This is a genomic window from Delftia sp. WSY_10 (genome assembly GCF_043104705.1).
Lineage (GTDB): Bacteria > Pseudomonadota > Gammaproteobacteria > Burkholderiales > Burkholderiaceae_C > Comamonas > Comamonas tsuruhatensis.
The window spans coordinates 114,143-125,331 of the sequence record NZ_JBICKY010000029.1; the positions used below are offsets into that span (position 1 = coordinate 114,143).

General features: G+C 62.0%; 15 protein-coding genes and 2 pseudogenes. 10 read left to right on the forward strand and 7 right to left on the reverse strand.

Features of this window, described 5'->3' with window-relative positions; all coding sequences use genetic code 11:
* Nucleotides 1-48: 48 nt before the first annotated feature.
* Entirely contained in the window at nt 49-363 is a 315-nt protein-coding gene (locus tag ACF8ML_RS13180) for a hypothetical protein (protein ID WP_392407199.1), read from the reverse strand.
* Between the two features lie 429 nt (nt 364-792).
* Here ACF8ML_RS13180 and ACF8ML_RS13185 point away from each other — a divergent pair, with 429 nt between their 5' ends.
* From ACF8ML_RS13185 to ACF8ML_RS13225, 9 genes are all read left to right on the forward strand, one after another.
* Entirely contained in the window at nt 793-990 is a 198-nt protein-coding gene (locus ACF8ML_RS13185) for a hypothetical protein (RefSeq protein WP_392407200.1), read from the forward strand.
* Complete coding sequence (locus ACF8ML_RS13190) at nt 987-2,003, forward strand: replication initiation factor domain-containing protein (RefSeq protein WP_392407201.1); 1,017 nt, start codon at nt 987-989, stop codon at nt 2,001-2,003. The genes ACF8ML_RS13185 and ACF8ML_RS13190 overlap by 4 nt, the downstream gene beginning before the upstream one ends.
* A complete protein-coding gene (locus tag ACF8ML_RS13195; protein ID WP_154834298.1) occupies nt 2,004-2,303 on the forward strand; it encodes a hypothetical protein in 300 nt (99 codons plus the stop codon). It begins immediately after the preceding gene.
* Between the two features lie 2 nt (nt 2,304-2,305).
* On the forward strand, nt 2,306-2,479 hold the full coding sequence (locus ACF8ML_RS13200) for a hypothetical protein (RefSeq protein ID WP_392407202.1): 174 nt from the start codon (nt 2,306-2,308) through the stop codon (nt 2,477-2,479).
* A 397-nt stretch (nt 2,480-2,876) separates the two neighbouring features.
* On the forward strand, nt 2,877-3,104 hold the full coding sequence (locus ACF8ML_RS13205; RefSeq protein WP_392407203.1) for a hypothetical protein: 228 nt from the start codon (nt 2,877-2,879) through the stop codon (nt 3,102-3,104).
* A 2-nt stretch (nt 3,105-3,106) separates the two neighbouring features.
* Nucleotides 3,107-4,432 (forward strand): EB domain-containing protein, encoded by a 1,326-nt coding sequence (locus ACF8ML_RS13210; protein ID WP_392407204.1) that lies wholly within the window; start codon nt 3,107-3,109, stop codon nt 4,430-4,432.
* Between the two features lies 1 nt (nt 4,433).
* Nucleotides 4,434-4,766 carry a DUF5455 family protein gene (locus ACF8ML_RS13215; RefSeq protein ID WP_043793286.1) on the forward strand — a complete coding sequence of 111 codons (333 nt, stop codon included), beginning with the start codon at nt 4,434-4,436 and terminating at the stop codon, nt 4,764-4,766.
* 1 nt (nt 4,767) lies between these two features.
* The gene (locus ACF8ML_RS13220) at nt 4,768-5,652 is read left to right on the forward strand and encodes a zonular occludens toxin domain-containing protein (protein ID WP_392407205.1); all 885 of its coding nucleotides are present in this window, start codon (nt 4,768-4,770) and stop codon (nt 5,650-5,652) included.
* A 972-nt stretch (nt 5,653-6,624) separates the two neighbouring features.
* On the forward strand, nt 6,625-7,068 hold the full coding sequence (locus tag ACF8ML_RS13225) for a hypothetical protein (RefSeq protein ID WP_158530184.1): 444 nt from the start codon (nt 6,625-6,627) through the stop codon (nt 7,066-7,068).
* Between the two features lies 1 nt (nt 7,069).
* Here ACF8ML_RS13225 and ACF8ML_RS13230 read toward each other — a convergent pair whose 3' ends face one another.
* The 4 genes and pseudogenes from ACF8ML_RS13230 to ACF8ML_RS13245 form a co-directional block, all read right to left on the reverse strand.
* Nucleotides 7,070-7,381, reverse strand: coding sequence for a hypothetical protein (locus ACF8ML_RS13230; protein ID WP_280064922.1), 312 nt, complete (start codon nt 7,379-7,381; stop codon nt 7,070-7,072).
* A gap of 148 nt (nt 7,382-7,529) precedes the next feature.
* On the reverse strand, nt 7,530-7,994 hold the full coding sequence (locus ACF8ML_RS13235) for a chemotaxis protein CheW (RefSeq protein WP_236884711.1): 465 nt from the start codon (nt 7,992-7,994) through the stop codon (nt 7,530-7,532).
* Nucleotides 7,990-8,349, reverse strand: a pseudogene (locus tag ACF8ML_RS13240) (porin); the annotation flags it as partial. The gene ACF8ML_RS13235 and the pseudogene ACF8ML_RS13240, both read right to left, overlap by 5 nt.
* Nucleotides 8,350-8,465: 116 nt before the next feature.
* Entirely contained in the window at nt 8,466-8,918 is a 453-nt protein-coding gene (locus tag ACF8ML_RS13245; protein ID WP_392407206.1) for a nuclear transport factor 2 family protein, read from the reverse strand.
* A 169-nt stretch (nt 8,919-9,087) separates the two neighbouring features.
* Here ACF8ML_RS13245 and ACF8ML_RS13250 point away from each other — a divergent pair, with 169 nt between their 5' ends.
* Nucleotides 9,088-10,359, forward strand: coding sequence for a LysR family transcriptional regulator (locus ACF8ML_RS13250; protein ID WP_209669244.1), 1,272 nt, complete (start codon nt 9,088-9,090; stop codon nt 10,357-10,359).
* Nucleotides 10,360-10,377: 18 nt separating this feature from the next.
* On the opposite strand, the gene ACF8ML_RS13255 is transcribed toward ACF8ML_RS13250, so the two are convergent.
* On the reverse strand, nt 10,378-11,097 hold the full coding sequence (locus ACF8ML_RS13255) for an alpha/beta fold hydrolase (protein ID WP_016453402.1): 720 nt from the start codon (nt 11,095-11,097) through the stop codon (nt 10,378-10,380).
* Nucleotides 11,094-11,189 (reverse strand): annotated as a pseudogene (locus tag ACF8ML_RS13260) (protocatechuate 3,4-dioxygenase); the annotation flags it as partial. The pseudogene ACF8ML_RS13260 and the gene ACF8ML_RS13255, both read right to left, overlap by 4 nt.

Genomic DNA, 11,189 nt, shown 5'->3' on the forward strand with positions numbered 1-11,189 from the left:
GGAAGAGTGCCTTACCTGGGTTTGGACAGTGTTAATCGCAACTGTGATTTAACATAATATACAGACCACCCGGGCCGCAGCGGTTCCGACAGCGCCTAGGGTGAGGGCGCCGCCCACCAGAAATCTGCGCACCATGCGCGACTTGCAGGCGCTCTCGCGCTCGCTTTCTAGCGCTGCAATCACCATCCATTTTTGGGCGTCTTCGCCCATCTCTTCCGCCAGTGCTCCCGCTATCGCGGGGCTGAGGTGCTCGCGCACCTTGGCGGTGGCAAGCGTGGTTCGTGCAAGGTTCAGACGCTGCGTCCAGTAGGGCGCGGGTTGCTGCTTGAGGGCTCTTTCCAGCAATTCCATGGTCGTTTGCATGTGCGCTCCTGTGGCTTGTTGACTACAAATTGCAGTCATTATCCAAGACCCTTGACTGCAATGTGCAGTCAAAGGCACATTCCAGCTTCATGACTGCATGTTGCAGTCGTTTACAGGAGCCGGCATGCCCCCCTCGCAACATTTCGAACGTCCATCCCCTGCCACCACGGCACCGGCTGCTTGCTTGCCGGCTCCGGCCGCTGCCGGGCAGGGGATGGGCACCATCCGTTGGGTGACCTTTGGCTTGGCTCTCACCAGTTTGGTTCTCTCTGTTGCGAGCCTCATCGTCAACGTCACCAGCCGCAGCGACTGCGGGCCGGTGTTTCAGCCTGAACCTACGGTTCGGTATCTGGTTTCTATCGAGCGTCGCGCATGACCTCGGAGACAGCACACCGCCTGCAGGGCTTCCGCCGTCTACACGATTCCATGATGGCCCATCCACGTCGCGCCGACGATCTGCGCATGTTCGATGTCTATTGGCGCCTTGCGGCCTGCGCCAAATTCATCCTTGACTACAGCACGCAGGACCACGATTTCGAGGGCTTCATCAGCCGCGAAAAGGCCGCAGGTCGCAGCTATGAAACCCTGGCCGCTGCGCGTGCCGCATACGCTCAGGTGGCCGCATGAGCAACGTTCGCCAGCTGTCCACGGCGCGCGCAGCGCGCCCCCCCCGTGCGGTAACACGGGGGGAAAGTTCCCCGAGCGTCTGCGAGCAAAAAGCGAAGGTCGATTGGCTGAATTTCACGTTCCAACTCGGCACCGAGGATCGCCCTCGCATCACGCTGTTCGACCTGATAGATCGACTTTCCCAAATCATGCGCCGGCCTGTCACTGGCCTGGATGAGGGCAAGGGGCTGCGCGGCTACAAGCACAGCGTCACTCTGGTGGCCCACGTGGGCTCCAAGAAACAGCCCATGGGCTTTATTGCCTGGGGCGGCGAGGCTCAAAAAGGATCGTGCCTCGTCACGATTTCCGGCAGTGGCTGCGCTCTCTTCAATGATTGGAGTGAGGTCCGCGAACTGATTGAATTTCTGGAAGCAAAGATCACGCGCTTGGATCTTGCCGTGGACTTCCTTAATGGCGAATACACCGTCGAAGATGCGGTCGATTTCTACAAAGCAGGGCGTTTCAGCACATCCGGTCGCCCCCCTGCGACATCCCAAGCCGGCGACTGGCTCAACAGCAGGGAGCGCACCTTGTACATCGGCAAAGCGAAAAACGGCAAGGTCTGCCGGGCATATGAAAAAGGCCAGCAACTCGGCGATCCCAATTCGAAATGGACGCGTTATGAGGTGCAGTTCGGATCGCGTGATCGCGTCATACCGCTTGATGCGTTGACGGACAGGGACCGCTATTTCGCGGGTGCCTATCCCGTGCTGGCGGATCTCATCAATCAAGCCGGCGACGTGATTCCAACGCAGCGCACAGAGGGGGAAGTGACCCTCTCTCACCTGCTTATCCATCTGCGCCGCACCTATGGCAAGGCCATTCATTGCGCCTCAGAAATCGATGGTTTTGATGTTTCGTCCCTCGTTGAAGAAGTGCGCGTCATCGGCGTGCCTCGACGTGTGAAGTCCTCCAGCTTGGAAGCTGGCCCTAATTGGTCGAGGGTTTGCGACCTGATACAGAAAGCAGCGTAAATGGCAAAAGAAGTTAAGCAAATTGTCGGCATCGAGATCAGTGAGGGCACCTCGAAAAAAACAGGTCAGCCCTACAGCATCGGCACGGTCTACACCATGACCCGTCTTGCTCCGCCCATGGCGGGCAATGTGTCCAAGGGATACATGGGCGACCGCTATCCCGTGTCTGTGGACCTGCTGCGTCCTATCCAGCACCTGAGCTATCCGATCACTGCCGAGCTCACTACCGAGTCAGTGATGCGCTTCGGCAAGCGCGAAGAAATGATCACCGAAATCGTCCCTGTGGAAGCAAAGAAGTAGGGATGGACGGCGACCAGCAACACGCGCAAGACCTGCTGCGCGCTCTCAGCGAAGTCTCGCTGCTGCTTGGCCTGGTCGGTGGGGTCGCCGGCGCCATGGCCTACGAACTCGCTCGCAGCCTCTTCGATCGCTGGCTTGCCCGGCGCGAGGCTTCAGATCACCAGCCGCAGCGGTAGGGGCTTCCGGTCTGCCTGCGCAGCGGGCGGGCCGGATGCCCCGGACGCAAGGAGGACACACATGTTTTTCGCACTTGTCTTTGTTTTTCTGGCCGCAGGCTCTGCATCCGAGGCGATGTATCAGGCGCCCGCGCCCGACTGGGCCCAGACCATGCAACGCGATCTCCGCGGTGGCTGATATGGACCCCGATCTGCAGATTGCCGCCTGCCTGTTTTTCGCCTTCGTGCTGGGCTACCGGCAGGGCAGGAGCGGCTGATATGGCGCTGTTTCTCACGGGCCTGTGTGCCTGCTACTTCGCTGGATACAAGTTCGGCGTCCTGGTCTCCTGGATCACCAAATTGGGCAATTCCGCCTGATGCGTCCCGGCGCTTTCCGGTTTCAAAAGAGGAAATGAGCATGAAAGAAGCTCTGAAAAACCGCCTGGCAGTCCTCGCTGTCCTGGCAATGTCCGCTCCTGTTGTGTTTGCGCAGGCTACGACTCCTGAGGCCGCTATCGGCGATGCGAAGGACAAAATCCTGGCAATCATCGCGGTCGCTGGCCTCGCCTTCATCACCGTTGCTCTGGCTACGGTGGGCTGGACGGTCGGCGCCAAGTTCATCAAGCGCATCGGCGGCAAGGCTTGATGATGGCCGCGCGCATTTTGAATCTCTCAAACTGTGCGCGGTCATTTGCTGTGTACGTTTTATTTCTATTATTTTCTTTTAACTCAATTTCATATGCGCAGGATATGTGTAGTCCTGCTAATTTTCCTCCTCGGAGTGAGCTAAACGATCCTGCTGTTGCTCGTAACTGGACATGCTTTGGAGATAACTGCGGCTGGCAATATTCAGGCGGCTATCTTGGCAGTACGGGTTATTTTCAAAGTGAATGCACGAAGAATGGTCAATGCATAGTTAATGCAGAGAAGGTCGGCAATCAATGCCAGTGCAAGCAGGGATTTAAATCGGAGAATGGGCAATGCGTTGCTCAAGACAAGTGTGAGGCGGGGGACGGCAAGGTAACTACTGCAAACTTTACCCTTGGCTGGGCTCGTAGCTCTAACACCGATTCAAAGGATTTTGTGGGGTCGCTCAACTTCCCCAATACTGATAGAGCTGCCTGTGTTAACGGTTGCCGTGCTAGTTTTGATCAGGTAGCAAGCCCTGAAATATATCGCTCTCAAGTGCCCAGCACTCAAGGTCTCTACCGCATATCCGGTGATTACTCTATGATTGGGGGTAATATCGCGTGTACTCCTGGCCCTGAAGATGTGCCATTGAACCCTAAGGCGCCTAACATGCAATGTCCTGGCTTTGTTGGGGAAGTTAACGGGAGTACGGTTTGCGTTGGTAATGCTGACAAGCCCATTCCGCCACCTGATGGGCAAACCCCCAAAGAAAAAACAGGGAAAAGCGAAGGAAAAGGCAATCCTAGCGCAGGGCAAAAGCCGGGTACAGGTGATGGCTCTGGCATTGGCGGCACTGGGCGCACGCCATCTGCAGGTAATGGTGGTAACCCTGGTGGGCCTGCTGCTGCTGTAGGTGGTGGCACTGGTGGCGGTACTGGCGGCGAGGGCGATGGTGACGGCGACAAGGATAAAAAGGGTTGCGGCCTGCCTGGACAGCCCAAATGCGCCATTGACGAGACCGGTACCCCCGACGGCAAGTCCGCTTACGGTGAGCTCAACGGCAAGCTTGATGGTCTGGATGCCCAACGCAAAACGGGCACGGACAAGATCACCGGCACGGGTGACAAAGATACGAGCTGGGGCACCAGCTGGTCATGGTTCGTGCACGGTCAGTGCCGTCCCATCAGTCTGGGCACGCTCCCCATAGGTACCGGTGTGGAGATGCGCATCGACATCTGCCACATCGTTCCCTACACAAATTTGGTGCTCAATTTTTTGTGGGCTGTGGGCACATTCATCGCCGTCTTGGGCATGGTGTTCCGCGTGACGACGAAGGGGGATTGATATGCCGTTACTCGGTGGCCTGCTCGTCAATTTGTTTGCAGGTCTTGTCGCCGCGCTCGTCACTTACGTCTCTCGCAAGATAGCCTTTGGTATCGCGATGGTCACTCTAATGACTGGTCTCACAGCAGCGCTATTCATCGCCATGCGTGCCTCGCTGTCGTCGCTCACAGCGGCCATGGGTGAGGGCCCTCCCGAGCTCTTCATGATGTGCCTGCAGATGGCCATCCCGCCTATTGCGCCTGGCTGCCTGTCCACGTACATCACGATCTGGACCGCGTGCACTGTCTACACGTGGCAGCGCGATTTGCTGCATCTCTTCGCAAAGGCAGGTTGATATGCCCGTCTACGTTGTGCAAGGCAAGCTGGGCACGGGCAAGGGCAAGTTCTGCGTGCTCAAGATGCGCGAGGCCCTGCAGCAGGGGCGCCGTGTGGCCACAAACTTCGATCTCTTCCTGGAGCACCTGTTGCCAGCTGGTAGCAGGACCACAGCCACGCGCGTGCCCGACAAGCCCACGGCCCAGGACCTTGCTGACATTGGCCCGGGCAACCCTGATCATCGGCACGACGAGGACCTCAACGGCCTGCTTGTGCTCGACGAGCTCGGCTCTTGGCTCAACGCGCGTAGCTTCGCAGACCCTGAGCGTGCCAAGCTCCTGGACTGGTTGATCCATGCGCGCAAGCACGGCTGGGACGTCTACCTCATCGTCCAGCACCTGGACATGATTGATAAGCAGGTCCGGGCAGGCCTGGCCGAATATCAGGTGCGCTGCATCCGGGCCGACAAGATCAAGATCCCCATCGTGGGGACATTCTTGGGCAAGCGTGGACGGCTCCCCAAATTTCACATCGCCAACACCAGCATGACTGATGTGCCCGGCGTCACTATCGATCGCGAGTGGTTCTCGGGCAAAGACCTGCATGACGGCTACGACACGCTGCAGGTGTTCAGGGATTGGGCGCGCGATCCGAAAGACGCCCGCTTCGCGGCTGAGCTCTATGCAGGCCCGTACAGCTACTTGAGCCCGTGGCACGTCAAGGGCCGTCACGATCAGCCAGTCCGGCGCAGGTCCTGGCTCGCGCGCCTGCTGCGCATGTCCCCGCCTGAGCTCAAGTCGGCGCCTGTGCGCAAGCCTCAACTACCTGCGATTGCCCTCTGCTCCCGACTGCCGCCGGATGAGGCATGGGCACTCGCGCGCCGCTATCTCAAGGGGGGCTCATGATCTGGTTTTGGCTGCTGTGTGTCGCTGTGTGCCTGTGGGCCGCGGGCAAGCTCTACGACGATGGGAGCGGACCATGATCCGTGCATATGCCCTCTGCTGCGCCGTGGTGTCCGCTGCCGGTCTTGTGCATGCGCAGGGCCTGCCTCCGGTGTCCTTGACGCCTCCGTTAGCTGTTCCCCCAACCGTCTCCGAAATCATCCCACTGCCAGTAGCTCCGGGCGCTCCTGCTGCTGAGCTCCGGGTGCCAGGCGCGCAGGCCGTGGGCTGCATCAGGTCGCCGAAGCGGTGTAGCTGCTTTGACCAGGTCGGCGAACCTGTGCCTGTGGCTCCGGGCCTCTGCGCCCAGCTCACCGATACCGGCGCTGAGCGACTGGCGGGTGGAGATCTGTCGCGTTTCGAGCCGCGCCCGGTCGAGCTCGTACCCGATCCTGTGTTCCCGGCGCCCCTGCCGCAGTACGGATTGCGCTATGCGCTCGATGTCGCTCGATCCATCGTTGGCCGTCGCTGATCGAGGATTTCGCAGGGGAGACTGGAACAGTCTTCACTGTGAAACCGCAGCGCGGAAGCTGGGCACTATCTCTGCACGGATAGCACGGGGGTATCGGGGGCGAAGCCCCTGATGTTCACCTTGTCCCGCGCGACGTACCCAGCGATGTGCTCACGATCTCCCCAGCGCGCCTGCGCAAGCTTCCAGATTTCGACCAGGTCAACACTGCCGCGTCGTTGCCTCCGCGGCCGCGCCGGCTCAGGTCCGCGAAGCGCAGCGCCTGGACCCAGCGGGCCGCAAACCGCCGCCCTAAAAGACAACGGCTGTTGCGCGAAGCGCTCCTGCCGCTTGCAGCGTTGCTCTGGGATTTGCGGAGGAATGCAAAGCATTCATCTGTAAATCACAGAGTTACGCGAGCCCTTTCAGATTCCACGTGCTGCTGGCTACACTCGTTGACAGAAGAGGAGGGCGGTATGGCCAGGTATATGAGCGAAAGCAATGAAAACTCGTTTTTCGTTGATGTGATCAAGATCGCGCTGGGCGTTTTTATTGGCGGGTTACTCGCGGCACTTGCTTACGAGCAAATCTTGGCCTGGCGCATGAATGAGGCCCTGAAAGCAGTTCAGACGCAGACCCAACGAGCTACCGCACAAATGAAGCGATCACTGGAGCTTGCCGAGCAGCAAAGGCAGCGTGATCGAGAAGCCCAGGATGAGCAGAGGCAGCGCGATCGAGAGGCGCAGGATGAACAGAGGCGGCAAGCGCTTGAGCAGGCTAGACAGGAGCGCCTTCGCCAAGAGCGCAAGAATGCTGCTTGGGAGCGCTTCTATCAGCCTCCAGAGGCCTGCAAGGTGGACTCTGCAACCATGCCATGTGTGAATGCATACATGGCGGCAAAGAAGCGATTCGAGCTGCAGTACAGGGACTGATTTAGCGGATTTTGAAAATGGGGCTGTTGGCAGCACCGGTTTGCGAGTTGGAAAGCTCCTGCTCCATTATCAACAATTGCTTGACAAGTCGATCATTTTCACGCCTAAGGCTTTGCGCCAGTGCAAAGTACTGTGCGGCATGATTCGCGGCGGTCACGTCAGCAGTCCGCAGGCCCCATGTTGACTCCCAAAAAAGGGCAAGCATCACGGTTCGCGGTGCTTGCCCTTTGGCTTTGTATTTGCGGAGCGTTGGGACTGTTATGTCTAGGAGCCGCGCTATCTCTTTTTCGCTGGCCTGGATGTTGTCCAGCAAGCTATGCAGATGGGGTAGGCCAGCAGGTCGTGGTGATCTGAACATCGCGAAAAGCCGCAGGTTATGCGGCTGGATGTTCGGTCGGTCCTTGGAAAAGTGCTCCCGATCTAGGAGCGTATACGATTAAACATAATATACATCGTATCAATCAAAGCATCGCGGCCTCCATCAACCCCATCTCGGCGCTGCTCATGAGCGCTTCGATGTCGGTCAGAATCAGCATGCGTTCGACATCGCCGCTCTTGAAGCATCCCATACCCATGATGTAGCCGGCATCCACCGAGGCACTCATCCGGGGCGCCGGCTTGATGTTGTCCGCGCCCAGCGCCAGAACGTCCGACACCGAATCGACCACCACGCCGATGACCCGTCCGCGCACGTTCAGCACGATGACGACGGTGAAATCGGTGTACTCGGCCGACTCGCAACCGAGCTTCAGGCGCAGGTCGACGATGGGCACGATCACGCCACGCAGGTTGATCACTCCCTTGATGAAATGCGGTGCGTTCGCAATGCGGGTGGGAGCCTCGTAGCTGCGGATCTCCTGTACCCGCAGGATGTCGATGCCGTATTCCTCGCCACCCAGGCGGAAGCTGAGGAACTCGTTGGGCATGGCGGCCACTGCATTGGCAGCCCTGGTTGAAGGTGCCGGCATCCGGGCCAAAGCCTGACTCCAGCGCAAAGACGGCGCTCAGGCCGCCGCCCAGATCCTCGCTGCCGCGCAGCCCCCAGCGCGACGGTGCCGTTCCCGTGAGGCCGGGCATGCGCGTCAGCGATCCGCCGCCTTGCACATTCGTCAGGTGCTCGATGCCGGTGTCCAGATGGCCGTACAGCGTCACCGATGAGGCGGTCTGGGCCTGGGCGCCGCCTGCTGCTGCCAGCATGGCGAGCGGGGCGAGGCGGGCCAGACAAGCCCGCAGTTGGCGCTTGGCTGGGGGGTGGGGAATGCTCTTGAGAGTGCGTTTCATGCTTGTGTCTCCTGTCGTTGTCGTTGCGGAATCGGCACGCCGCAACGCTGCGCCTTGGGAAAGGCGAGAGTGGCGGGCACGGGGAAATGGGAGAAAGCGGCTGGGCGCCCTGCTCTTCAGGCGCCCGGGAGGTCCCGGTACATGACGAAGCGCGCCACGCGGCGCGTGATCAGCCAATGGCCTTCAGGACTGCGGCCGAAGGTGTCATCGAACTCGCCTACGAGCTGGCGCGGTTGCGCCGGGCGGCCGTGCGGCGTGATGGCATCGGCCTCGTCGCAGGACCACAGCAGCACCTGGCTGCGCGCGCTGGCGCGGTCCGGGCCTTGCAGTTCCACCAGCGTGTTGGTGACCAGATGCCGGGTCATGCGGCCCGCAGGACGCCGGGAGTACGCAGCGGCGATGGCCGTGCGCCCGCCCAGCACCTCGCCGCCGGGCCGTTGCAGCTGGCCGTCTGCCGCAAACAGCTGCGCCAGGGCCTGGGCATCACCGGCATCCGCAAAGGCAGCAGCGCGCAGCACCAGGTCCAGGCAGGCCTGGCGGGCCAGCAGCCGGTCGATTTCATGGTTCATGTTTCTTGTCTCCCCGGAATTCGCAGCCTGCGATGGGCTGTCTTGATCCAGGCCCCAAGCATTCCATGCCGGCACCGATCCGGCCAATGCCGGAGCAACGGCCATCAATGCGTTTTTCTTATGGGACAATCAAAACACGTTCTTCCAACGTACCGCGAAGCGCCTTTCAATGAACCATTCTCTTGCCCCCTGGGCCAGCAGCAATCCCTCGCGTTTTCCCGAGTTGGCAGGCCATTTGCGGGCCATGCGCGCCATGCTGGGCGTGGTGCGCCACGGCAGCACCACGCGGGCCGCCCAGGCTATGCATCTTTCTCAGCCGGCCGTGGCGCGCTCGGTGCTGCAACTGGAAGAGGCCTGCGGCATGCCGCTGTTCATGCGGGGGGCGCGCGGCATGATGCCGACCCCGCTGGGCAGCCAGCTGGCCGCCCGCATCGAAGCCATGCTCCAGCACCTGGGCAGCGGCGCGGCCGACGCCCAGGCCGCCGCCACGCTGGCGGCCAGGCGCCCTCCCCTGCCCGAGCGTTTTGCCGAGACCGTGCCTGCGGGCCAGCTGCGCGCCCTCATGGCCATTGCCGACTGCGGCAGCGAATCCCTGGCCGCGCAGTGGCTGGGCCTGACGCAGCCCGCCGTGCATGCGGCGCTGCAGGGGCTGGAAACCAGTCTGGGCATGCAGCTGTTCTACAAGCTGGCCTTCGGCACGCGGCTGACGCCGTCCGGCGAAGCGCTGCTGCGCCGTGTCAAGCTGGCCCTGGCCGAGGTGCGCGGCATGGACAGCGATATTTCCGCCTGGCGCGGCGAGATCCGAGGGCGCGTGGTGGTCGGCGTGCTGCCGCTGTCGGTGGGAATCTTCCTGCCGCGCGCGGTCGACAGCCTGGCCGCCAGCCACCCGGACATCGAGGTCAGCATCGTGGACGGCACCTACGAGAGCCTAGTGCAGCACCTGCTGAGCGCCGACATCGACGCCATCGCCGGCGCCCTGCGCGCCGACATGCCCTCCGATGAGGTACGCCAGCTGCACCTGTTCGACGATGACCTGGTCGTGGTGGCTCCGGCCGGCCATGCCTGCCTGGGCTGCGGCCAGCTGGTTCTGGAGGACTTGCTGCAATGGCCCTGGGTGTCGCCCCTGCCCGGCACGCCGGCCGACCGCGCCATGGTCCAGCTGTTCCGCAGCCAGGGCCTGGAGCCGCCGCGCGCCAGCCTGCGCGCCAGCAGCCCGACCATGACGCTGGCCTTTGTGCTGCAGACGGGCCGGCTGGCCCTGGCCTCGCGCGGACAGGCCCTGCAGGATGACCACGGCGGGCAGTTGTCCATCGTGCCTGTGGACCTGCCTTCCACACGCAGGCGCATCGGGCTGGCCACGCGTGCGCTGAGCACGGCATCGCAGGACCTGGAGCTGTTCATGCAGGCCTGCCGGCGGGCCGTGGGCGATCCGCCGGCCTAGTCTGAGTGCAGCGCTCGCTCAGCGCCCCATCCAGTCGAGCAGTGCCCGCGACACCTGCTGCGGCTGCTCCATGGTGCTCATGTGGCCGCTGTCCTCGATCACCACCAGCTCGGCGCCCGGGCACAGGGCCTGCATGCGCTCATGGCGTGACAGCGGGCTCCAGGCATCCTGGCGACCGCAGGCCAGCAGGGTCGGGCAGCGCAGCTGCCTGAGCACATCGCCCGCATCGGGGCGGTTCAGCAAGGCATTGATCTGCGCGGCGAACACCTCGGGCGTGAAGCGCGCCACCATGTCGAGCACCTCACTGAACAGCGGCGTATCGAGCCGGTCCGGATGCACCATGCCGCGCGCCCATTGCAGGCCCATCTCGCGCATGCCGCTGTGCCGGGCGATCTGCAAGAGCGCCATGCGCTTGGCGCGTTCGCTCTCGCCGGCCTCGCCCGGGGCGATGGGGTCCATGCCGGTGTCCAGCAAGGCCAGCCGCTCCACACGCTGGGGCGCCATGCCGGCAATGGCCAGGGCCACGCGCCCGCCCATGGAATGGCCCGCCAGCGAAAACCGCTCGGCCGCCACGCCATCCAGCACCAGGCGCGCCATGTCTTCGATGGTGGCCGCCGCGCCATAGGACGGAACAATGCACTCGGCAACACCGGCAAAGGACAGGGCCGCATGCTGCTCGTGCCAGACCGTCTCGTCGCACAGCAGGCCCGGCAGAAGTACCACGCAAGGCCGGCTCATGCTGCGTTCTCCAGGATGAGATGCCCGACAGCGGTGTTCGATGCCGGCACATGGTAGAAGCGGTGGTTGACCTTGGGCAGCGGCGCGGGGCC